The organism is Pseudomonas sp. D8002, assembly GCF_013385695.1.
GTDB lineage: Bacteria > Pseudomonadota > Gammaproteobacteria > Pseudomonadales > Pseudomonadaceae > Aquipseudomonas.
On record NZ_JACAPM010000019.1, the window covers coordinates 129,802 to 152,137 of the forward strand.

The window sequence follows — 22,336 nt, forward strand, 5'->3', positions numbered from 1 at the left end:
GCCCACGAAATCACCCCGCAGATCAACAGCCTTTCACACACGCTTGCCCATCAACGGATCACTGATGCTATGCGCCCCCGTCTCGATTCGCCCGGCCACCCGCCGCACCCAACCATGCTCGTCACGTAGTTTGAAGTCATACCAGCCTCCATTGGGCTGGCAGGAGAACGTGCGCTGCACACGACCGCCGCCCGCAATCTCGAGCAGCCACGGCCCCTGCCTGGTGTAAGGGCAACGCTCGATGGTGATTGAGGCCGCACGCTTGCCAGGGTTGACCAGGGTCAGCAGCAAGGTGTCACCGTGATACGCCAGGGATAACTCCGGCTCGCGACGCTGCAGGTGCCCCTTGAACGAACGGTGGAACCCATTCGGCCCCAACAGCCAGAGCTTGTAGGCGCCCGCGACTTGCCAGGTGTCACTGAGGTGTTTGCCGGCTTCCACCGTGTAGCGGCGCGGTACCTCGTCCAGGTGCAGGCGGTCGTAGACGTGGAAGACCACGCCCTGTTCGCCATTGTTGAAGAAGTCCAGGCTCACCGAACTGGCGCGACGGTCAACCGAGCCTTCAACGTTCAACTGGTACGGCAGCGCCCGGGATGGCCGCGCCATTCGTGCCTGGAACGGCGCCTGTTGCTGGCCTACCGTCGGCAGGGCGACCTGGGGCAGCTGCTCCTGGCGTTGACGCAGGGAGTCGGCGGCCTGGCGGCTGATGGTGTGCAGCGGCGGCAGGGTCTCGGTGTTGGGGTTGACGAAGTTGAAGGCCGAGGTGAGGTCGCCGCACACCGCCCGGCGCCAGGCGCTGATATTGGGTTCGCGCACGTGGAAACGCTTCTCCAGAAATTGCAGCACGGAGGTGTGATCAAACGCCTGGGAATTGACCCAGCCACCACGGCTCCACGGCGACAGCACCAGCATCGGCACTCGCGGCCCGGGGCCGTACACCCCGCCGTCCGGCGCGGGTTGCTGGCTAGAGCCGGGCGGTGCCGGGTGGGTGAAGATCTCGCTGTCGAACTTCACCGTGGACTTTCCGGCAAAGCTGCCGTCCAGGCGTTTGGACGGGGCTGACGGCGACGGCACGTGGTCGAAGAAACCGTCGTTTTCATCGTAGTTGACCAGCAGCACGGTCTTGCTCCACACGTCCGGGTTGGCGGTCAGTGCCTTGAGTATTTCCTGGGTGAACCAGCCGCCTTGCACCGGGCTGGAAGGCCCGGGGTGTTCGGAGTAATCGGCCGGCGCCACCAGCCAGCTCACCTGTGGCAGGCGCCCGTCGTTCACGTCCTTGCGAAAGCCCTGGATCATCGCTTCCAGGTCGCTGCCGCTGACCGCCGGCAGGGTGTTGCCATTGCCTTTGTACAACGGCACGCGGGCGTTCAATTGATCGCTGTAGGGCACAAAATCCTTGAAGTCTTTCGGTGGCACGGCGGGGTTGCCGGCCGCGACGCTGGCCGCACGAAACTGGCGAAACCCGGCCAAGGGGTTGTCGCCAAAGTTATCCGGCAGGTACTGGTAAACCTTCCAGCTCACACCCGCTTCTTCCAGGCGCTCGGGATAGGTTTTCCAGGTGTAGCCCACGCCCACCGCTCCGGGGCCGTCCCATTCGTTGACCACCGCCGCCACATTTGCACCGGTCGGGCCGTTGGTGCCGGTCCAGTGGAACAGCCGATTGGGATTGGTACCTGCGTGTACCGAACAGTGGTAGGCGTCGCACAGGGTAAAGGTGTTGGCCAGGGCGAACTGGAACGGCACTTCCTGCTCACGGTAGTAACCCATCGAGGTGGGTGTCTTGAACGTTGGCCAGGCGTTCATCCGGCCGCTGCTCCAGGCGGCGTGCTCATCGACCCAGGAATGCGGCGTGCCGCTGACCCGCTGCGCGTTGCCACGGGAGCTGTCCAGGTGATAGGGCAGGATCCGCCGCCCAACGCCCTGCTGCTCCCACACCCGGTGCCCGCCCGGCAGTGGAATGGTGAAGCGGTCACTGAACCCGCGCACACCCGGCAAGGTGCCGAAGTAGTGATCGAAGGAGCGGTTTTCCTGCATCAGGATCACCACATGTTCGACGTCCATCAGGGTGCCGGTGCGGTTGTTGGCGGGGATCGCCAGGGCCTGGCGAATGGAGTCGGGCAACAGGGTGTAGGCGGATCCGATGGCAGCTGCTTGCAACAACGTTCTGCGTGTAAGAGTCGGCATAAGACGATTCAATCCCTTGAAGTTCTGGAGCGAGGCTCAGGACAAAATAGGGACTCAAGGCGACAAAGAAATGACATCGCTCGAATCGCGCTCGACCTGCCCCACCTGGTACTCCCTCGGCGTACACCCGAACTCGCGCTTGAACACCGTGTGCAGGTACTGCGCGGATTTGAACCCGCAGTCATAGGCAATATCCGCAATCGCGGCCCTGGTATTTTCCAGGCTGGAAACCGCAGCCGCGAGTTTGAAGCGCAGGATTTCATCGTGGACGCTGCGGTTCAGTTCACTGCGAAAATGCGCTTCCAGGGACGACCGCGACACGCCGACGTAATTGGCGACCTGGGCGGTCTTGATGCCCTGGCAGGCGTACTGGCGAATGAAATGCAGCGCCTGCATCACGTAGGGATGGCCGAGGGGTTGGTGCAGGCTTGAGGTCTGCACGTTGACCGCTTCCGGCGGCACCAGGATCTGGCTGCCTGCCGAAGGCATACCGTGCAGCATCTGGTGCAGCAGGCGCGCAGCGGTGCGGCCCATTTTTTCAGTGCCCTGGATCACCGAGCTCAGCGGCACGCGGGTCAGGGTGCGGGTCAAGGGGTCGTTGTCGATGCCGATCAGTGCCACTTGCTCCGGCACCGGGATGCCGGCGGTGAGGCAGGCCTGCAGCAACTGGCGGGCACGGGCGTCGCTGACCGCGATGATGCCGATGGGTTTGGGCAGGCTGTGCAACCAGGCAATTTGTTGCTCCACCGCCGAGTCCCACAGCGGCGCGCTGGTGCCGAGCCCGCGATACACCTCCACCGGCAAGCCATCGCGCTCCAGCAGGCGGCGGAAGGCTTTTTCGCGCTCCTGGGCCCAACGGTTGATATCGGCTTCAGGCAGGCTGAAACAGGCAAAGCGTGTCAGCCCGGCTTCGATCAGATGTTCATAGGCCAGCTTGATCAAAGCAAAATTGTCAGTGGCCACATACGGAGTATGCCGTGGGTAAGCCCGCTCATCCTCATAAGACCCGCCCACCGCCACCACCGGCACATGCACACCCGCCAACGCGGGGCCCATCGCCGGGTCGTCGAAGTCGGCAATGATCCCGTCGCCATGCCAGCGCTCGATACCCTTGAGCCGGCAGACGAAGTCCTCTTCCAGGAACAGATCCCACGACACCCGCGTACTGCTCAGGTAGTTGCCGATCCCGGTGATGATGCCGCGATCGTAGATCTTGTTGCCATTGAACAGCAGGGCAATCCGGTGCACAGGCGGGACAGTTTTCACAGGGGCGGCTCCATGCGATATGTCGAGCCACTATGCGCGCAAAACCACTCAAAATCGAACCCTGCTCTGGTGATTTTCATAATCGGTTGGCCGGGGGCCGTTGCTAGTATCGAGGCAAGGTTAACGTGCACTCATAACAACAAGGATCTGGCGATGCCCTACTTTCCCGCTGTCGAAAAAATCCTCTATGAAGGCCCCAATAGCGACTCTCCCCTGGCCTTCCGGCACTACGATGCAAACAAGCTGATCCTCGGCAAACCGATGCGCGAGCACCTGCGGATGGCCGCGTGTTACTGGCACAACTTCGTCTGGCCCGGCAGTGACATGTTTGGCTCCGGCACCTTCCAGCGGCCCTGGCAGCAACCGGGGGAAGCCCTGCAAGTGGCACGCGGCAAGGCCGAAGCGGCGTTCGAGTTTTTCTCCAAGCTGGGCATCGACTACTACAGCTTCCACGACACCGACGTGGCCCCCGAGGGCGCAAGCCTGGCGGAGTACCGCGACAACTTTGCGCGAATGGTCGACCAGCTCGAAGGCCATCAGGAACAGACCGGTATCCGGCTGCTGTGGGGCACTGCCAACTGCTTCAGCAACCCGCGCTTTGCCGCCGGCGCCGCCAGTAACCCGAACCCGGAAGTGTTTGCCTATGCGGCGGCCCAGGTATTCAGCGCGATGAATGCCACCCACCGTCTCAAGGGCTCCAGCTATGTGTTGTGGGGCGGCCGCGAAGGCTACGAGACCCTGCTCAATACCGACCTCAAGCGCGAGCGCGAGCAACTCGGGCGGTTCATGCGCATGGTGGTCGAGCACAAATACAAGATCGGCTTCACCGGCGAGCTGTTTATCGAGCCCAAGCCACAGGAGCCCACCAAGCACCAATACGACTACGACAGCGCCACCGTGTTTGGCTTCCTGCATCAGTTCGGCCTGGAGAAAGAGATCAAGGTCAACATCGAGGCCAACCACGCCACCCTCGCCGGCCACAGCTTTCACCATGAGATCGCCACCGCCGCGTCCCTCGGGATTTTCGGCAGCATCGACGCCAACCGTGGCGACCCGCAGAACGGCTGGGACACCGACCAGTTCCCCAACAGCGTCGAGGAGCTGACCCTGGTCACCTACGAGGTACTCAAGGCCGGTGGTTTCAAGGGAGGTGGCTACAACTTCGACTCCAAGGTACGCCGCCAAAGCCTCGACGAAGTGGACCTGTTCCATGGCCACGTGGCCGCAATGGACGTGCTGGCGCTGTCCCTGGAACGTGCCGCCGCCATGGTGCAGAACGACGCCCTCGAACAATTCAAGGCCCAGCGTTATGCCGGCTGGGACCAATCCTTCGGGCGTGCCGTGCTTGGCGGCGACTTCAGCCTGGCGTCGCTGGCCGAGCATGCCTTCAGCCACCAACTGAACCCACAAGCTGTGAGTGGCCGCCAGGAGATGCTCGAAGGCGTAGTGAATCGCTTTATCTACCCATGACCGCTACGCTCCAGGTCCAGCAGTGCGTCTAAACAACAATAAAAGGGACTCACCATCATGAAACACCTGAAAACTGTCTTGCTCACCAGCGTTCTGGCACTGCTTTCCAATTCGGTCATGGCCGACGCGGCCCATCCGAAAATCGGCTTTTCCATCGACGACCTGCGCCTTGAACGCTGGGCCCGCGACCGCGATTATTTCACCGCCGCCGCCGAACAACTGGGGGCCAAGGTCTATGTGCAGTCGGCGGACGCCAACGAACAGCGGCAGATCTCGCAGATTGAAAACCTGATCTCCCGGGGCGTCGACGTGATTGTGATCGTGCCGTTCAATGCCACGGTGCTGAACAACGTGGTGGCCGAGGCCAAGAAAGCCGGGGTGAAAGTGCTATCCTACGACCGGCTGATTTTGAATGCCGATATCGACGCCTACATCTCCTTCGATAACGAAAAGGTCGGCGAGATGCAGGCCCAGGGCGTGTTGAACGCGCAGCCTAAAGGCAATTACTTCCTGCTGGGCGGCGCACCTACCGACAACAACGCGAAGATCCTGCGCCAGGGCCAGATGAAGGTGCTGCAGCCTTCGATCGACAAGGGCGACATCAAGATTGTCGGCCAGCAATGGGTCAAGGAATGGAACCCCACCGAAGCCCTGAGCATTGTCGAAAACGCCCTGACCGCCAACAGCAACAAGATCGACGGCATCGTCGCCTCCAACGACGCCACCGCCGGCGGCGCGATCCAGGCCCTGGCAGCACAAAAACTCGCGGGCAAGGTGCCGGTCTCGGGCCAGGATGCCGACCTGGCCGCGATCAAGCGCGTGATCGCCGGCACCCAGACCATGACCGTCTACAAGCCCCTGAAGCTGCTGGCGTCCGAGGCGGCCAAGCTCTCGGTACAACTGGTGCGTGACGAGAAACCGGCCTACAACTCGCAGTACGACAACGGCAGCAAACAGGTGTCGAGCATCCTGCTCAAGCCGACCGCGTTGACCAAGGACAACGTCAACGTGCTGGAAGAAGACGGGTTCTACACCAAAGCGCAAATCGCCGGGCAGTAAGCGTACGGCTCACTGCAGGGGCGGTATGAGGCCGCTCCTGCCTTTTCGCTGTGGAATGAGTGCCCGCCATGTCCGACTACCTGCTGGAAATGAATAACATCGTCAAGACCTTCGGTGGCGTCAAAGCCCTGAATGGCATCGACATCAAGGTAAAACCTGGGGAATGCGTAGGGTTGTGCGGCGAGAACGGCGCCGGCAAATCGACCCTGATGAAAGTGCTGTCGGCGGTGTATCCCCATGGCACCTGGGACGGCGAAATCCTTTGGGACGGCCAGCCGTTGCGCGCCCACTCCATCGCCGAAACCGAAGCCTGCGGCATCGTGATCATCCATCAGGAACTGACCCTGGTACCCGACCTCTCGGTGGCCGAAAACATCTTCATGGGCCACGAGCTGACACTGCCCGGCGGGCGCATGAACTACCCCGCCATGATGCACCGTGCCGAAGCCCTGATGCGCGAGCTGAAAGTGCCGGACATGAACGTCGCCCTGCCCGTTTCGCAATACGGCGGCGGCTACCAGCAACTGGTGGAAATCGCCAAGGCCCTGAACAAGCAGGCGCGCCTGCTGATCCTCGACGAACCCTCCTCGGCGCTGACCCGCTCGGAAATCGAGGTGCTGCTGGACATCATCCGTGGGCTCAAGGCCAAGGGCGTCGCCTGCGTGTACATCTCCCACAAGCTCGATGAGGTCTCGGCCATCTGCGACACCATCGCGGTGATCCGCGACGGCAAACACATCGCGACCACGGCCATGGCCGAGATGGACGTGTCGCGCATCATCACGCAGATGGTCGGCCGTGAGATGAGCAACCTCTACCCCACCGAACCCCATGCGGTCGGCGAGGTGCTGTTCGAGGCGCGCAACGTCACCTGCTACGACGTCGACAACCCGGGCCGCAAGCGGGTGGACAATGTTTCGTTCAGCCTGCGCCGTGGCGAAATCCTCGGCATCGCCGGGCTGGTGGGCGCCGGCCGCACGGAACTGGTGTCGGCGCTGTTCGGCAGCTACCCCGGGCGCTACCAAGGCGAGGTGTGGCTGGATGGCAAGCCCATTGATACACGCACGCCGCTGAAGTCGATTCGCGCCGGGCTGTGCATGGTCCCGGAAGACCGCAAGCGCCAGGGCATCGTCCCGGACCTGGGCGTTGGGCAAAACATCACCCTGGCGGTGCTGGACCGTTTCTCGCACCTGACGCGCATCGATGCCGAGGCGGAACTGGGCAGCGTCGAGCAGGAAATCAAGCGCATGCACCTGAAGACGGCGAACCCTTTCCTGCCGATCACCAGCCTGTCCGGCGGCAACCAGCAGAAGGCCGTACTGGCCAAGATGCTCCTGACCAAACCTCGGGTGCTGATCCTCGACGAACCGACCCGTGGCGTGGACGTGGGCGCCAAATATGAGATCTACAAATTGATGGGCGCGCTGGCGGCCGAAGGCGTGTCGATCATCATGGTGTCCTCGGAGCTGGCCGAGGTGCTGGGGGTCTCCGATCGGGTGCTGGTGATCGGCGAGGGCCAGTTGCGCGGCGACTTCATCAACCAGGGCCTGACCCAGGAACAGGTGCTCGCCGCCGCCCTCAGCCAACCGAACGGGCATGACAATAATAATGATCGGAAGTCCGCGTAAATGAACCAGGTCAAACAGCTCTTCACCCGCTACAAAATGCTCGCCCTGTTGATCGCCGTGGTGCTGATCTGGGTGTTTTTCAGCTGGCAGACCGAAGGCGGTTTCCTGACCCCGCGCAACCTGTCGAACCTGCTGCGGCAGATGTCCATTACCGGCATCCTGGCCTGCGGCATGGTGCTGGTGATCATCAGCGGCGAGATCGACCTGTCGGTGGGCTCGATGCTCGGTTTGCTCGGCGGCGTCGCGGCGATCCTGGATGTGGTTTATCACATTCCCCTGCCGCTGAACCTGGCCATCGTCGCCCTCTGTGGCTTGCTGATTGGCCTGGGCAACGGCTACATGACCGCGTACCTGCGCATCCCCTCCTTCATCGTCGGCCTGGGCGGCATGCTCGCGTTTCGCGGGGTGCTGCTGGGCATTACCGGCGGCACCACGATTGCACCGGTTTCGCCACAACTGGTGTACATCGGCCAGGGTTACCTGCCGACAGTGGTCGGGGTGATTCTCGGCGTGTTGCTGTTCGGGCTGGCGATATTCCTGACCTGGCGCCAACGCCACAACCGCGCCCTGCACGGCTTGGCGCTGCCGTCGATGCTGCGCGACAGCGTGCGCGTGGTGTTGATCGGTTTCGTGCTGGCCGGCTTCGTCTACACCCTCAACAGCTACGACGGCATTCCCGTGCCGGTGCTGCTTCTGCTGGTGCTGCTGGGGGTATTCAGTTACGTCACCAGCCAGACCGTCTTTGGCCGGCGCATCTACTCGGTGGGCAGCAACATGGAAGCCACGCGCCTGTCGGGGATCAACGTGCAGGCGGTCAAGCTGTGGATCTTCGGGATCATGGGCGTGATGTGCGCCCTCGCCGGGCTGGTCAACACCGCGCGCCTGGCGGCCGGTTCACCTTCGGCGGGCAACATGGGCGAACTGGATGCTATCGCGGCGTGCTTTATCGGCGGTACATCGATGCGCGGCGGTTCGGGCACGGTGTACGGCGCCCTGCTCGGCGCACTGGTGATCAGCAGCCTGGACAACGGCATGTCGATGCTCGACGTGGACAGCTACTGGCAGATGATCGTCAAGGGCAGCATCCTGGTGCTGGCGGTGTGGGTGGATGTGAGTACGCGGACGGGGCGTCGCTGAGGTTGGGGCAATGGCATGGAGCTTGCTCTTGACCAGCAGGCGGCCGATATCGGCCTCGACTTGAGCAGAAACGACCCACGAGGCACATGCCATGCACAGTTTGTTCTTTGCAACCGCTCAGATGATCAACGGCCGCGTACAGTCCGTTGATTCCATGGACAAACATCCGGACCCTAGGGCAATGCCCCTTGAACTGCAGGCAAAGCTTGGCATCGCCCTTGGGCTGCTGGCCCTCGGCAGCTGTTTCGCGCTGTGGTTGATCGGCGCCTGAGCCTGCCCCAAAAAGAGGCTGGTGTTACCGCCCGGGCAACTCTATCGGGCGGTCCGGATCATGTCGGCAGCTTTTTCGCCGATCATGATGCACACCGAGTTGGGGTTGCCTGAAATCAGGGTCGGCATGATCGACGCATCGGCCACCCGCAGCCCTTCGATGCCATGCACCTTGAGGTCCGGCCCCACCACCGCCCGCTCATCCACACCCATGCGACAGGTGCCGGATGGATGCAGTGCGGCGTGGGCTTCCTCGTGACAGAACTGCTTCATCGCTTCGCGCGAGCGCACGGTGGGTTCCGGCACATGCCGACGAGCCACGTAGGGTTTGAAGGCCGCCTGGGCCATGATCTGTTCGCCCACCAGGCAACCATCCACCAGGCTTTCAATGTCGTACGGATCGGAAAAGTAGTTGGGCACAATGCGCGGCGGGGACATCGGGTCGGCGGAGTAAAGCTCCACATAGCCCCTGGACCTTGGCCGTATCTGCCCCAGGTTCAACGTGCAGCCATTGCCGCCGGGCACCGAATCCACACCCTCTTCGATGCCCGCGCCCACCACCATGAAATACTGGATATCCGGGTGCACCGCTGTCTTGTCGCCCCACCAGAACGCCCCGCCTTCAATCAGGTTGGACGCCGCCGGGCCTTGCCGGAACAACGCGTACTGCAACCCCGCCATAAGCTTCCACCACGGTTTTTTGTACTTGTCGTAGCTGTGGGGGCCGGTCAGCTCATACACCAGTGAAATTTCGATATGGTCCTGCAGGTTCTGCCCCACACCGGGCAAATCCTGAACCACTTTGATCCCGTGTTTTTCCAGCTGCTCAGCGGGCCCGATCCCCGACAACATCAGCAACCGGGGTGAGTTGATGGCGCCGCAGGACAGGATGATTTCCTTGTCGGCGTGCATCACCTGACGCACGCCCTTCTCCAGGTATTCGATGCCGACGGCCTTGTTGCCCTGCATCAGGATACGCAGCACCCGGCAGCCGGTCTTCACCGTCAGGTTCTTGCGCGACTTGGCCGGCGCAAGGTAGGCCACGGCGGCACTGCTGCGAAAGCCGTTTTTGGCGGTGATCTGGTACAGCCCGCAGCCCTCGGGCTGGCCCGAGTTGAAGTCTTCGTTATAGGGCAATCCAAACTGCTGGCAGGCCCGCAGCCAGACTTTGGTCAAGGGGTGGATATTGATCGGGTCCGACACCCCCAACGGCCCGCCGACACCGTGCACCTCGTTGCAGAACCGCTCGTTGTCCTCGGCCTTTTTGAAGTACGGCAACACGTCTTTATACGACCACCCGGCGGCGCCCTGTTCGGCCCAACCGTCGTAGTCGGCGGGCACGCCACGGATATAAATCATCGCATTCACCGAGCTGCCGCCCCCGAGCACGCTGGCCTGGACCATGGTCGGCGTTTCGCTGCGGTGCTGGTCCTCGGTCGGCTCCCACGCATAACGCTTGAGCAGCGGGCCCTGGGCGGTCTTGTAGTAGGCGCCGGGAATATGGATGTAAGGGCTGCGATCCCGCGGGCCTTCCTCGAACAGCACCACCGACGCTCCCGCATCCTCACTCAGGCGCGATGCGACTGTGCAGCCCGTGGAGCCGCCCCCGATTACGATGAAATCCACCATGACAACCTCAGATCTTTTTAGTATTCAGCCAGTGTCGAAACGCGCGTTATCAACCGACCAGGCCGGTTAACAGCGTCTTCAATTGTTGGGCGACGGCGTAGCTGTTTTGCTGCTGCTGTTTTTTGCAGAACAACTCACAACTCCACCACCCGGCGTACCCGGTGGCCTTTACCGCGGCGGTCCACTCGACCAGGTCGAGCACGCCGCTGCCGGTGGGCACATCGCGCAGCACCTCCTCATTCGGGATACCGCCTTCGAAGGCCAGTGAGTCGCAGACATGCACGCCGTAGATCACGTCCTTGTCGAGCCGGGCGACGTCCGCAGGGGTCACGCCGCTGGTAAAGCAATGCCAATAGTCGATCACCATCTTCACGTTGCTGCGCCCGGTGCGTTCAATCAGCTGCAGTTGGTGATCCAGGGTGTTGAGTGGCGTCCAGGACAAGGCTTCGAGGTAGAGCAGCAGACCGTATTGCCTGGCCACATCGGCCAACTCCGCCAGGTTGCTTGCCGTGCGGGCGTATTGTTCGGCCTGATCCATGCCCAGCAAGCCTGAGTAATGCAGGCTCTTGCCGATCGCCTGAAAATCAATCACCGCCTGTACATTGATCGGACCGGTGAGGACCTGCACGCCTTTGGCGCCCACCAGATTGGCCAGCTCAAATAGCCGCCGGGCTTCCTTGAACAGGTCATCGCGCTCGGCGCCCTGGCGTTCGATGTCCCGCAGGTAGCCGATGCCGGTGACAGGCACGTCGTTGAGCAGTGCTTGAAGCTCTGACTCGGTATAGCCGGCCTGCAGATACGCCTCCAGCTTGCCGCTGTTGATCTCCAGCGCGTCAAAACCCAGCGTCCGGGCTATGTCGATATCCATCGCCAGGGTCGAGTGTTTCGCAACGGTGGAATGCAGGGCGAGGACGTTATTTTGGGTTGCCATATGGCGCTCCTACGGTTGAACAGCGATCAGCCAAGGCACCAACGGCCAACGCCGCGGCGTCCAGCCGTGCTTGGGGCAAGAGGCCCTCGGCGACGGCGGCGACAATCGCCCGAACGATCTGCGGCACGTGGGGCATAGCCTTTGCGGAAATCAGTAATAAGTCGGCCCCGGCATTCAGCGCGGCCACTGCGACCTCGCCGAGGGACATCTGGCCGATGGTTGAGCGGTGATCGAGGTCGATGGTCATCACCAGCCCCTTGAAGCCCAACTCCTGGCGCAACACGCCGATCAATTCAGGCGACACCGAGGCTGCCGTGGGCGGTGTGCATGCGGCGAATATCGCCGGGCCCATCATCACCGCATCGGCGCCAGCGTCGATCCCGGCCTGAAACCCGGGCCAGAAGGCCCGCAGTTGCTGCATGGATTCGCTGACCACCGCCGTTTCAGTCGACGGCTGCTGAAACAGCACCGGGTGCCCGGGGAAGTGCTTCAGGGTGCTGGCCATCCCGGCCCGCCGCACGCCGCGCACATACGCACCGACCATCGCCGCCGTCTGGTGGACATCGCCCGACAGCGTGCGCCCCGCCAGCCACACATTACGGCCGCCGACCACATCCGCCGTCGGCGACAGCAGCAGGTTGACCCCGGTCGCCCGCGCGGCGGTGGCGACCTTGAAGCACGCCTGCTCCAGCGCCGCACAATCCATCGCCCGGGCCACATCGGGCTCCGGCAGCGCCGGGGTCACCCCTTGCAAGCGGTGCACGGCGGAGATGTCGGCATCGGCTGCCAGCAGCAGCGGCCCACCCAGTTCGGTGGCCGTGCCGGTAAAACGCTGCCAGATGTCCAGGGTTTCGGTTTGCAGGCGGCTGGCGCTCATTTTTCCGCTGACGTATTCCTCTCCGGTCTCGCCAAACAACAGGCTGCGCCCGCCATTGCCGAGGAACCGACGCACGTCATCCGTCATCTGCACGTCCAGCAATACCGGGAACAGTACGCCGTAGGCCTTGCGGTCATTCGCGCTCATGGCTGGTTTCCTGGGTGGCGATTGCCAGTTGGCGAACCTTGGCAGCGGCGTCCAACAGAACCTGGCGGTCCAGGGTGCCTTCGTGGACGGCGGCGACAATCGCCTCGGCGATGCTGTCCAGGCCTGACTCGCTGGACACCAGCAACAGGTGCGCACCGGCCACCAGGGAGGCTACGGCGGTGTCGGGGATGGTGTTGCCGCGCAGTATCGACACCGCGTCCAGGTCATCGGAAATGATCAGGCCTTCGAAGCCGAGGGTGTCACGCAGTACGCCGATGACCTTCGACGAGGTGGACGCCGACTGCTGCGCATCAATCGCAGGAAACACCGCCGGGCCAGGCATGACGGCTTTTACGCCGGTGGCGATGACCTGCTTGAACACTTCAAGATTGTCATGCAGCAATTCCAGCGGCCCCGGCACGGTGGCTTCGGCAATCGCCGGATCGTGCTCGGTGACGTAGTGCCCGGGGAAGTGCTTGGCAGTGGCGATCACTCCCGCGCGCTGCACCCCGCGGATAAACGCGCAGGACACTCGGCTGACTTCCACTGGATCCGCGCCCAGGTGCCGGTTGTGCAGCCATGGATTGACGCCGGTGACCACGTCCACGATGGGCGCCAGGAACAGATTCACGCCCAGCCCGCGGGCCGCGGCGGCCATCTCGAAGCAACGTTGCTCGAGGTCCTCGGCGCCGAGGTCCTGGAGCTGCGCCCGGGTGGCGACCGCCGGGACCAGTTGGTGCAGGCGTTCGATTCCGCCGAGTTCCTGGTCTACCGCGATCAGCACCGCAGAGCCCGCCAGCGCCGTGGCTTCCTTGACGATACTGATGAAATCGGCTTTGGACTCGGCCGCCTTGCGCGCCGGGCTCATGCCTCGGCCCACGTATTCATCCCGGGTTTCCCCAAGCAACAGGGATACACCACCACGGCTCAGGTAACGGCGCACATTGTCGTCCAGGTGCAAATCCCCGAATGCGGGAAGCAGTACCGAATACGCGGCGCGATGCAGTTCGCTTGACATTGTTTTTCCTCAACAGCGTTTGGGTGAGTCGTTGGATGCGCAGCGGTGCCACGCATGAAATCAATTACCGCGGGAAAGGCACCCAGGCCCGCTGCTGATGGGATTCGAGGCTGGCCTGGGACAACAACACCCCGCGCACGCCTTCGTGAATATCCGGCAACGGGACGCTGGTCGCTGTGCGCCATTGCGCCCCGGCGTCCAGGGCCTCGGCGAAGTCGGCGTACAGCACGGCCAGCGCTTCCAGATAACCTTCGGTATTGCCCGCCGGCAAGCTGGTGAACGTCAGCGTCTGCGGCCTGTTGTCGGACTGGCCTCGCCGATAGATGCGGTCTGCACCGTCAGTGGGCGTGAACAACAGGGTTTCCGGTGACTCCTGGCACCATTCGAGCGAAGCCAGGCTGCCGACGACCTTGAAGCGCAAGCCGTTGCGATGCCCGGGCGCGGCGAAACTGGCCCACAACAAACCATCCACGCCGCCGTCGAATTCCAGTTGCACCACGCAGGTATCGTCCAGGCCCCAACCCGGCACCACGCTGGTCAACTTGGCGTTGAGCTGGGTGCAGCGCTGCCCGGACAGAAACTCCAACAGGTTGAAGGCGTGGGTGCCGACGTCTCCCAGCGCGCCGGTGGGGCCGGCCTTTTGCGGGTCACCGCGCCACGCCAGGCTATTGCTCAAGCCGGACACGCCGGGGGCCAGCCACTCCAGCAGGTATTCGACGTACAGGAAGCGCAGCTCACCCAGCTCGCCGGCCTGGATTCGACTGCGGGCGTCCCTGACCATCGGGTAGCCCTGATAGGTGTAGGTCAGCGCAAAAAATGTCCCGTGGCGCTCGGCAAGGTTCGCCAGCTCCCGGGCTTCGTCAGGGTGGTTGACCAGGGGCTTGTCGCAGATCACCGGGATGCCCGCCTCCAGGAACAACCGGCACGGTTCGAAGTGCAAGTGGTTGGGCGTCACGATAACCACCGCCTCGATCGGGTCGGGGCGGCGAGACTCGGCGGCCGCCATGTCCTCGAACGACAAGTAGATACGTTCGGGTTCAATAGTGAGCGCTGCGCCCGCCTCGCGGCATTTATCCGCGTCGGCAGAGAATGCGCCGGCGACGATATCGAAGCGATTACACAGGCGCATCGCTGCGCGGTGGTAACTGGCGAAGTAAGCGCCCTGCCCGCCGCCGACCATGCCGACCTTGAGTCGCCTCTTTCCGGGAATGTCGCCGGTCAACCTTGCCATCGCCCAATCCTCCGCAAAAAGCATTGGCCCGAGTATCAGGGGTGACCGGTGTTTCCACCATTTCGCACCCTTGGCGATACCTGACGCGGACTGAAGCACTCCTGCGCAGCACGGGGTGTTACCCGTCGCTATCGAATGTGTTACTGGGCGGACCGCCACCGTCACGATTGACCCGTGAAAACCACAACGCACTGGCGCCGAACCTTCAGCAAAAGCGCTTACAATCTGACGCATTCAGTTATGCTCAAACTTCATGTTTGAACTTAAACAAACGGCATGAAAGATGCTTTGGTAATGATCGGAAGTTTCAAACGCTTAAACGGTTATTACGGTTATGCCCAAGGTTATTCGATAACCGCGCTATAACTTAATAACTGGCGCCTTAACCAGCCAAGTACATCGAGATAATAATGCCCAGCCGCCCGGACTCATCGCCCCTGTCATTAGCCGCCGCCACCTCCCACCCCGAGCGACAGCAGGCGCGCAGCGACTTGCAGGCCAATGTGCAAAAGAATCTGAGCACGCTGGTGGAGTCCTGCCGGTCGGTGGCCGACATGTGCCGCAAAGTTGATGTGAACCGCCAGCAGTTCAACAAGTACCTGGTGGGCCAGCACGTGCCGTCGCAGAAGATTCTGCAAAAGATCGGCCGCTATTTCATGATGGAAGCCGAAGACCTCTTCCGCCCGCCCGCCGAGTTCAAGAAGTTCTATGAAGGCTATGAAAACGAACTGCCGACCGGCTTGCGGGCTTCGGAGCAGTTCAATCATTTCCTGCCGCTGGCCAAGCAGTCGGCTGACGTGCTCGAAGACTATCTGGGGGTGTATTACCGCTACCACAATTCATCGATCTACAAGGGCCGGATCCTGCGTTCGGTCACCTGCCTGTACCGCGCCGACTCGATGGTGCAGTACGTCACCGTCGAGCGCTTTCCGCTGCGCGATGGCAGCGGCAAGATCGGTTATTCATTCACCTACCACGGGTTCTGCCTGCTGCTGGGCGATCGCCTGTTCATGGTGGATTTCGAAGGCAAGCAACGCAACGAAATGACGTTCTCGATCCTGACGCCGCAGCATCGTCGGCCGATCCGTTTTCTCTATGGGTTGGTGACGGGTGTGGCGTCGTCCTCGTTCCGCCAACCCTTCTCCACGCGCATGGCGCTGGGACTGGTGGACAAGGGCAAGATCCGCAAGCATCACTTGCGCAATGCAACGGTGCTGTTGCCCAGCGACCAGTCGATCCCGCTGGACGTACGTGAATACATGACCGGCGACAACGCCACCATTGTCTGGGGCGGTCAGGACTGAGGGACCTGCAGGGGCTGGCGTGCCGTCATCATTTCAACCAGCGACGGGCCCTTGCTGTTGAGGGCTTTGACGAGGGTCGCGTTGAGTTGTGACGCGTGTTCCACGCGCCAGGCTTCAAGGCCGAAGTTTCGGGCGATGCCGGCGAAGTCCGGGGCATAGGGTTTGCCATCCGGCAGGTTGAATTCACCGGCCCGGTGCTGCTCGATGGGCAACGTCTGTACGTCGCCCAGGGCTTCGTCACCGTTGCTGTTGAAGACCAGGAACACCACCGGAATGCTGTGCATCACGCACACGGCCATCTCTTGCATCGACTGCAGGAAATCCCGGCTGCCCACGGCACAGACCACCTGGCGGGCGGGCATGGCGAGCTTGGCGCCGATCGCTGCCGGGACGGCCCAGCCGAGGGTGGCGGGGTTGCCGGCGCACAAGTGCCTGCCGGGGTAATGCACCGGGAACATTTTGCGGGCCATGGGCTGGGTGGGGCCGCTACCGATGACGAGGATGGCGTCGTTTTCCAGCACGGAGGATGAGGCGCGGCCTTCGCGCAGTACGCTGATTTTACGCGGGGTGGGTTGGGGTTCTCCACGCAGGGTGGCGGGTGGCAGGCTGGCGTTGGTGGAGGCGCCTTGGAGGGCGTCGTCAATGGACAGGCTGACGGGGCCGGGATGGGCGCTCAGCATGGTGTCGAAGGCTTGGCGCAGGGCTTGGGGTAGCTGTTGTAGTGTCGAAACCGTCGCGTGATCTTTCATGACGTTGGCGGCTATCGTTTCGGGCTGGGCGTTACTGATGACCAGCAGCGCGCAGGCGTCCTGGTGCGCGGTGGCGAGGGCTCCCAGGGCTGAGGGGATGCCCAGGGGGCCCGTGAGTACGACGGCCATGGGGCGACCGCAAGCACGGTAGTAGCCGTCGGCGAGGTGCACGGCGCTGTGGGCCTGGATGACGTGGATGAAGGGGATGTCGGTGCCCGGGGTCAGCAGCGCTTCCACCAGGGCCCGGGCGCCGTCGCCCGGGGGCCCGGCTACGTAGTCGACACTGTTGGCCTTGAGTGCCTTGGCGATGATTTGGCCACCTGTGAATTTCACTCGATACTCCAGCGAATGCGCGGCGTCTGGGCCGGGATCAGGCTTGGAGTATTCGCCTGGTGCGGGGTGGGCTCAATTTCGCACCTTGGGTAAAAGAGACGCAGATTGACGCAGATATTGGGGCTCACTACAGCACAGCGGCCTGCAGGCCGGCTTGAGTGTTAGAAGCCAAATCAAAAGCTAAAGCGGGCACGGTCAAATGTGGGAGCTGGCTTGCCAGCGATGGCATCGCCCAGGTGTGTCTGATATACCGAGTTGTCTGCATCGCAGGCAAGCCAGCGCCTACAGAAAAGCCGCTCTGCTTTTGCTCTGGTTTCTCACCTGCAGGTCGGCTTTCAGGCCGCCGTGCTCTTGCTACGGATCCCCCCAGAAACCCCTGGCCCCCCACGTGCGCCGCTTAGGTCACTCCAATGCGTCAGAGTGCGTCGCTTTTAACCCCCCTGCGAAATTGAGCCCCCCGCCTCCCCGCTCAATACTCAACCCATGAAAACAACAAGCCGAGCCTATCAAGCGCTGGGCGCACCGCTTCAGGCCCGCAACACCCTGCAGCCCGGAATAAGCGTGCGTCGCCCCGCCAAGGAAGAGTCAATCGGAACAGTGGAGGCCTTACCACCCTCCCCAGCAGCATGGAATCAATGCTGGCCATAACACTGCCGATCCAACTGACTGCATACAAAAGGACGCACCTGGCATCGACACCAGGCCCACGCCTTGCAAGTCGCTCAACATTTGCACCCACCACCCAGGCAGGAACTCGAAATGAAAAAAGAAATAGAGACGGGTTATGGTTTGACCGGCATTGACTTCAATTCCCTCAGCTTGAAACGACGCTCGTTCCTGCTGGGCGCTGCCGCCTCTGCCGCAGGCTTGTACCTCGGCTCGTTCGTGCCCAGCGCATTTGCCGCCACCACCGGGCACCTGGAAATCCTCGGCTGGGAAGGCGAAACCGGCGACGCCGAACTTGCCGACTGGCGCAAGCAACGCAACGTTACCGTGCGCTCCAGTTATGCCAGCAACCAGGACGACATCACCGCCCGGCTGGCCGGCTCCGATCCAGTGCAGCTCGACCTGACCATGTACGCCTTGGGCTACGAAAAGATCTATCAGGAAATGGGCCTGCTCAAGGCCATCGACACCACGAAGATCCCCAACTATTCCGCCGACAATACCCTCGCGCTGTTCTACAAGGGCAGCCGTTGGTACTGGGACGGCAAGCAATGGGGCATCCCGTTGCTGTGGGGGATGAACACCATCATCTACAACCCCAAGAACGTCAAAAAGCCCACCCAATACACCGACCTGCTGGACCCCAAGCTCAAGGGCAAGTTGACCTTTGTCGATGACGGCACCTCGAACTGGTCGCTGATCGCAACTATCGCCGGCTACGGCGACAAGTACCCCAACCTGACCCGCGCCGAATTCAACGACGCCTTTGAAAAACTCAAGCCGTACCGTGATCAATGCCGCGTGTTCGCGGCTTCGTCGGGTGACGCGGTATCGCTGCTGGTATCGGGTGAAGTGGACGCGGTGTTCTCGGCCTCCGCCAACACCCCGAGCGAAACCATCAAGCGTGGCGTGACCACTGCCCTGTCGGTGCCCAGCGAAGGCGCAGCGCTGTGGTGCGATGCGTTGTTCATCCCGAAAACCGCCAAGGATATTCCCCTGGCCCTGGAGTTCATCAACAAGACCCTGGAGCCCGATACCCAGGCCAAGATGGCAACCACGATGTTCTCCGGCGTGGTCAACCCCAAGGCCGTGCCGCTGCTGCCGGAGGACCTGAGAAACACCTTTGACTACGCGAACCTCGACAGCTTCTTCGAGAAATCCAAACTCTATGGCCAACCGCCCCTGAGCTCCGAAAAGTATGTGACCTATGCGGAATGGATCGATCAGTGGGCGAACTTCAAAGGCTCGTTCTAGAGCGCTTGGCACGCCGGCGCTGGCAACCGTGGGGTGGGTGTTCATCAACACGCGCCCCACGGGTCAACGCGCCCTGACTCTCGAATAAAAACGCAAAGGCAACCTCATCATGACCGTAGTCAACAACACCGAGTCCATGCCCCTGGACGACGGCGATTCAAGGGTCGGTAAACACGTGAAGATGGATAAGAGAACCCTCAGCGGGTATTGGCTGGCGTCGCCGCCGTTGCTGTTTCTGGTGGTGTTCTTTCTGGTTCCGTCGGCACTGTTGCTGATTGCCAGTTTCTGGACCGCCAAGACCTTCAGCATGGAGCCCGCCGCCACCCTGGCCAACTATGCCAAGGCCCTGAGCGCCAGCGGGTTTTATGACTCGCTGTGGATCGCCCTGCAAAACGGCTTCTGGACCGCCCTGCTCTCCACCGTGATCAGTGCGCCGGTGGCCTATTACATCGTGTACCGCACACGCTCCAACGCCGTGTTGTACCTGGCGTTGGTGTCGTGGTTTTCCAGTTACCTGGTACGGGTCTACGCATGGCGCTCGATCCTGGGCACCAACGGCGTGATCAACTCCACCCTGCTGCACTTCGGCCTGATCGACCAGCCGCTGGAGTGGCTGGTGTTCAGCAAGTTCGCCGTGGTGCTGACCCTGGTGCACATCATGCTGCCTTTCACTCTGTTGCTGCTGGTGTCGGGCCTGCGGGACATCAAGAAGGACTACCTGGAGGCCGCTGCCGACCTGGGCGCCGGCGGTGTCACCATTCTGTGGCGGGTGATCATGCCGATGGCCCACAAGAGCATCGTCAGCTCCTTCATGTTCACCTTCGTGCTGGCCGCCAGCGACTACGTCACCCCGCAACTGCTGGGCGGCCGGGATGCGATGACCACCGGGCTGGTGATCGCCAACCAGTTCCGCTCGGTAGGTAACTGGCCACTCGGTGCGGCGATGGCTTATCTGCTGTTGATCGTGTTCATGCTGGTGTACGCGTTGCTGCTGGGGGTGTTGCGCGCAGCCAACCTGGCACCCGGCAAGCGTTACCACGACTGACTGCCGCTCATAAAAAAGGTAACTCGCCATGATCCGGTTATTCACTTACGTCTACATGTTGTTCCTCTACGCGCCCATCGCGATTATCGCGCTGTTCAGCTTTCACTCGTCCGCCTCGCTGTCGTTCCCGTTCGAGGGTTTTTCCACGCGCTGGTACGAGGCGCTGTTCAGCAGTTCGGACTTCATGACAGCCCTGACCAACAGTGCGATCGTCGCCGCCGGTTCGGCGATTCTCACCACGCTGCTGGGCACGTTCTCGGCCCTGGCGCTGATGCGCATGAAAGGCCGGGTAAAAGCAGTGTTCGCGTTCATGAACTTCGCCCCCATCGCCTTGCCCGGTTTGTTTTTGGGGATTGCACTGGTGATTTTCTTCTCACTGGTCGGCCTGCCCCGCTCGCTGCTGACGGTGATCATCGGCCACACCCTGTTCACCTTTCCGTTCTTCGTGGAGTCGGTGCGCTCACGGCTGGAGTATTTCGACCTGTCGTTCGAGGAGGCCGCGCGTGACCTCGGCGCCTCGCCCCTCAAAGCGTTCTGGCTGGTGACGCTGCCGATCATCGGGCCAACCATTGCCGGCGCCGCGATCCTCGCGGTGGCGCTGTCGATGGATGAATTCCTGATCACCGTGTTCGTCACCGGCAGCGACACCACGCTGCCCCTCATGATTCTTTCGATGATGCGCCGCGCCGTCAGCCCCACCATCAATGCCGCCTCGGTATTCATGCTGGTGGTGACCATTGCCATCATCGCCATTGCCGGCCTGGTCATGACCTTGCGTCGTCGCCGCCTCGAACTTGAACGTGCTGAAACTGCAGAGTAATCACCATGACCAACAGTATTGAACTGACCGGGATTTCCAAGAGCTACGGCAACCTCACTGCCCTGGGCAAAGTCGACCTCACGGTAAAACGCAACGAGATCCTGACCCTGCTCGGCCCCAGTGGCTGCGGCAAGACCACCCTGATGCGGATCATTGCCGGCTTCGAAGAGCCCACCACCGGCAAAGTGGTGATCGACGGCAAGGACTCCACCGCCCTGGCGCCTGAACACCGCCCGGTGAATATGGTGTTCCAGAAGTACGCGCTGTTCCCGCACCTGGACGTGTTCGACAACGTTGCCTTCGGGTTGCGTTTGAAGAAGAAGCCCAAGGATGAGATCAAGCGTGAAGTGAACAAGGCGCTGGAACTGGTGCAACTGGAAAGCTTCAAGAGCCGCTGGATCTCCGAGCTCAGTGGCGGGCAGGCGCAACGTGTGGCCCTGGCCCGCGCGCTGGTGAATCGCCCGGCGGTGTTGCTGCTGGACGAGCCACTGGCGGCCCTGGACCTGAAGATTCGCCATCACATGCTTAACGAGATCAAGCGCATCCACGAAGAGACTTCCACCACGTTTGTGTATGTGACTCACGACCAGGACGAAGCGATGATCTTGTCGGACCGTGTGGTACTGCTGAACAAGGGTGGCATCGAGCAGATCGGCGGGCCGCAGGAGATGTATTGGTCGCCGCGCACGTTGTTTGCCGCCAGGTTTTTCGGCGATACCAATATCGTCAACGGCACATATGGGCTAGGTGGCGTGGTCGAGTTGCCGTTTGGGCGTTATGCCCACACCGCTAAAAGCGGCGTGGGTGCAGGGCCGGTGAATGTGTCGATCCGGCCTGAAACCATCGGCCTTGAGCCGGCTCTGGGCGCCGCACTGGCCGACGGTGCGTTTGCCGGGAAGGTCAAGGACACTTCGTTTATCGGTAATCGGGTGATCTACCGCGTGGAGGTGGCCGGTGGCACGCTTGATCTCAAATGCCAGCAACTGCCGACTCCCGGCAGCCACGCACTGCCGCCGGGTACGAATGTGGCGTTGACCTGCAAACCGGAAAGCTTTGTGGTGATTCCGGTCTGAAGGGGTTGAACATGGGGCCTGGCTGAAGCAGCCGAGGTTCATTTTTACGCTGGATCATGCGCTCTTTCACGGGAGGCTGGTCTGGCGTTTTTTTTGCCCGGGGGGAAGAGAGTAATGGTCGGTTTTATTGAGCGGGAAGTGGGCCCTCCGGTAAGTCTAGATTTACCGGGGGCCCGTGCCGGGCTGACCATCTCATTAGGGCTCTGCCTCGCCTAGGCTCGGCGTTCCCTCACTCCGGCACCGCG

18 protein-coding genes are annotated in these 22,336 nt (G+C 62.0%); 10 read left to right on the top strand and 8 right to left on the bottom strand.

Annotation, left to right across the window (positions count from 1 at the left end):
- Positions 1 to 33 precede the first annotated feature (33 nt).
- Positions 34 to 2,184, bottom strand: coding sequence for a phosphocholine-specific phospholipase C (locus tag HX807_RS11615; protein ID WP_177050022.1), 2,151 nt, complete (start codon positions 2,182 to 2,184; stop codon positions 34 to 36).
- A gap of 54 nt (positions 2,185 to 2,238) precedes the next feature.
- On the bottom strand, positions 2,239 to 3,450 hold the full coding sequence (locus HX807_RS11620; RefSeq protein ID WP_003219663.1) for a DNA-binding transcriptional regulator: 1,212 nt from the start codon (positions 3,448 to 3,450) through the stop codon (positions 2,239 to 2,241).
- Between the two features lie 153 nt (positions 3,451 to 3,603).
- Between HX807_RS11620 and xylA the strand changes: the two genes are divergently transcribed.
- The 5 genes from xylA (at position 3,604) to HX807_RS31520 (ending at position 9,015) form a co-directional block, all read left to right on the top strand.
- Complete coding sequence (gene xylA / locus HX807_RS11625; RefSeq protein ID WP_177050024.1) at positions 3,604 to 4,920, top strand: xylose isomerase; 1,317 nt, start codon at positions 3,604 to 3,606, stop codon at positions 4,918 to 4,920.
- Between the two features lie 57 nt (positions 4,921 to 4,977).
- Entirely contained in the window at positions 4,978 to 5,979 is a 1,002-nt protein-coding gene (gene xylF / locus HX807_RS11630; RefSeq protein ID WP_003219660.1) for a D-xylose ABC transporter substrate-binding protein, read from the top strand.
- A 68-nt stretch (positions 5,980 to 6,047) separates the two neighbouring features.
- Positions 6,048 to 7,607 carry a D-xylose ABC transporter ATP-binding protein gene (gene xylG / locus HX807_RS11635; RefSeq protein ID WP_134326919.1) on the top strand — a complete coding sequence of 520 codons (1,560 nt, stop codon included), beginning with the start codon at positions 6,048 to 6,050 and terminating at the stop codon, positions 7,605 to 7,607.
- Positions 7,608 to 8,744, top strand: coding sequence for a sugar ABC transporter permease (locus HX807_RS11640; RefSeq protein ID WP_003219656.1), 1,137 nt, complete (start codon positions 7,608 to 7,610; stop codon positions 8,742 to 8,744).
- A 91-nt stretch (positions 8,745 to 8,835) separates the two neighbouring features.
- On the top strand, positions 8,836 to 9,015 hold the full coding sequence (locus HX807_RS31520) for a hypothetical protein (protein WP_032899468.1): 180 nt from the start codon (positions 8,836 to 8,838) through the stop codon (positions 9,013 to 9,015).
- 41 nt (positions 9,016 to 9,056) lie between these two features.
- Here HX807_RS31520 and HX807_RS11645 read toward each other — a convergent pair whose 3' ends face one another.
- The 5 genes from HX807_RS11645 to HX807_RS11665 all read right to left on the bottom strand — a co-directional run bounded on the left by HX807_RS11645 (position 9,057) and on the right by HX807_RS11665 (position 14,847).
- Positions 9,057 to 10,643: a GMC family oxidoreductase gene (locus HX807_RS11645; RefSeq protein WP_134326920.1), complete on the bottom strand. Its 1,587-nt coding sequence runs from the start codon at positions 10,641 to 10,643 to the stop codon at positions 9,057 to 9,059.
- Positions 10,644 to 10,692: 49 nt separating this feature from the next.
- Positions 10,693 to 11,574, bottom strand: a complete 882-nt coding sequence (locus HX807_RS11650) for a sugar phosphate isomerase/epimerase (protein ID WP_177050026.1) — start codon at positions 11,572 to 11,574, stop codon at positions 10,693 to 10,695.
- The gene (locus HX807_RS11655; RefSeq protein ID WP_102605571.1) at positions 11,558 to 12,598 is read right to left on the bottom strand and encodes a glycoside hydrolase family 3 N-terminal domain-containing protein; all 1,041 of its coding nucleotides are present in this window, start codon (positions 12,596 to 12,598) and stop codon (positions 11,558 to 11,560) included. Before HX807_RS11655 ends, HX807_RS11650 begins: the two co-directional genes overlap by 17 nt.
- Positions 12,585 to 13,616 (bottom strand): glycoside hydrolase family 3 N-terminal domain-containing protein, encoded by a 1,032-nt coding sequence (locus HX807_RS11660; RefSeq protein WP_177009789.1) that lies wholly within the window; start codon positions 13,614 to 13,616, stop codon positions 12,585 to 12,587. Before HX807_RS11660 ends, HX807_RS11655 begins: the two co-directional genes overlap by 14 nt.
- Before the next feature lie 64 nt (positions 13,617 to 13,680).
- Complete coding sequence (locus HX807_RS11665) at positions 13,681 to 14,847, bottom strand: Gfo/Idh/MocA family protein (protein WP_177050028.1); 1,167 nt, start codon at positions 14,845 to 14,847, stop codon at positions 13,681 to 13,683.
- A gap of 437 nt (positions 14,848 to 15,284) precedes the next feature.
- On the opposite strand from HX807_RS11665, the gene HX807_RS11670 reads away from it, so the two are divergent.
- The gene (locus HX807_RS11670; RefSeq protein ID WP_032899479.1) at positions 15,285 to 16,151 is read left to right on the top strand and encodes a helix-turn-helix transcriptional regulator; all 867 of its coding nucleotides are present in this window, start codon (positions 15,285 to 15,287) and stop codon (positions 16,149 to 16,151) included.
- Here HX807_RS11670 and HX807_RS11675 read toward each other — a convergent pair.
- Positions 16,142 to 17,233: a thiamine pyrophosphate-dependent enzyme gene (locus tag HX807_RS11675; protein WP_177050030.1), complete on the bottom strand. Its 1,092-nt coding sequence runs from the start codon at positions 17,231 to 17,233 to the stop codon at positions 16,142 to 16,144. The genes HX807_RS11670 and HX807_RS11675 overlap by 10 nt on opposite strands.
- A gap of 759 nt (positions 17,234 to 17,992) precedes the next feature.
- On the opposite strand from HX807_RS11675, the gene HX807_RS11680 reads away from it, so the two are divergent.
- From HX807_RS11680 to HX807_RS11695, 4 genes are all read left to right on the top strand, one after another.
- Positions 17,993 to 19,153 (top strand): PotD/PotF family extracellular solute-binding protein, encoded by a 1,161-nt coding sequence (locus HX807_RS11680; protein WP_008430158.1) that lies wholly within the window; start codon positions 17,993 to 17,995, stop codon positions 19,151 to 19,153.
- Between the two features lie 109 nt (positions 19,154 to 19,262).
- Complete coding sequence (locus tag HX807_RS11685) at positions 19,263 to 20,198, top strand: ABC transporter permease (RefSeq protein ID WP_008430156.1); 936 nt, start codon at positions 19,263 to 19,265, stop codon at positions 20,196 to 20,198.
- A 28-nt stretch (positions 20,199 to 20,226) separates the two neighbouring features.
- The gene (locus HX807_RS11690) at positions 20,227 to 21,018 is read left to right on the top strand and encodes an ABC transporter permease (RefSeq protein WP_008430153.1); all 792 of its coding nucleotides are present in this window, start codon (positions 20,227 to 20,229) and stop codon (positions 21,016 to 21,018) included.
- A gap of 5 nt (positions 21,019 to 21,023) precedes the next feature.
- Positions 21,024 to 22,091 carry an ABC transporter ATP-binding protein gene (locus HX807_RS11695; protein ID WP_008430152.1) on the top strand — a complete coding sequence of 356 codons (1,068 nt, stop codon included), beginning with the start codon at positions 21,024 to 21,026 and terminating at the stop codon, positions 22,089 to 22,091.
- Positions 22,092 to 22,336 lie beyond the last annotated feature (245 nt).

Coding starts and splice junctions, on each gene's coding strand:
- HX807_RS11615 (WP_177050022.1), bottom strand. CDS start 2,184: ATGCCGACTCTTACACGCAGAACGTTGTTGCAAGCAGCTGCCATCGGA.
- xylA (WP_177050024.1), top strand. CDS start 3,604: ATGCCCTACTTTCCCGCTGTCGAAAAAATCCTCTATGAAGGCCCCAAT.
- xylF (WP_003219660.1), top strand. CDS start 4,978: ATGAAACACCTGAAAACTGTCTTGCTCACCAGCGTTCTGGCACTGCTT.
- xylG (WP_134326919.1), top strand. CDS start 6,048: ATGTCCGACTACCTGCTGGAAATGAATAACATCGTCAAGACCTTCGGT.
- HX807_RS11640 (WP_003219656.1), top strand. CDS start 7,608: ATGAACCAGGTCAAACAGCTCTTCACCCGCTACAAAATGCTCGCCCTG.
- HX807_RS31520 (WP_032899468.1), top strand. CDS start 8,836: ATGCACAGTTTGTTCTTTGCAACCGCTCAGATGATCAACGGCCGCGTA.
- HX807_RS11645 (WP_134326920.1), bottom strand. CDS start 10,643: ATGGTGGATTTCATCGTAATCGGGGGCGGCTCCACGGGCTGCACAGTC.
- HX807_RS11650 (WP_177050026.1), bottom strand. CDS start 11,574: ATGGCAACCCAAAATAACGTCCTCGCCCTGCATTCCACCGTTGCGAAA.
- HX807_RS11655 (WP_102605571.1), bottom strand. CDS start 12,598: ATGAGCGCGAATGACCGCAAGGCCTACGGCGTACTGTTCCCGGTATTG.
- HX807_RS11660 (WP_177009789.1), bottom strand. CDS start 13,616: ATGTCAAGCGAACTGCATCGCGCCGCGTATTCGGTACTGCTTCCCGCA.
- HX807_RS11665 (WP_177050028.1), bottom strand. CDS start 14,847: ATGGCAAGGTTGACCGGCGACATTCCCGGAAAGAGGCGACTCAAGGTC.
- HX807_RS11680 (WP_008430158.1), top strand. CDS start 17,993: ATGAAAAAAGAAATAGAGACGGGTTATGGTTTGACCGGCATTGACTTC.
- HX807_RS11685 (WP_008430156.1), top strand. CDS start 19,263: ATGACCGTAGTCAACAACACCGAGTCCATGCCCCTGGACGACGGCGAT.
- HX807_RS11690 (WP_008430153.1), top strand. CDS start 20,227: ATGATCCGGTTATTCACTTACGTCTACATGTTGTTCCTCTACGCGCCC.
- HX807_RS11695 (WP_008430152.1), top strand. CDS start 21,024: ATGACCAACAGTATTGAACTGACCGGGATTTCCAAGAGCTACGGCAAC.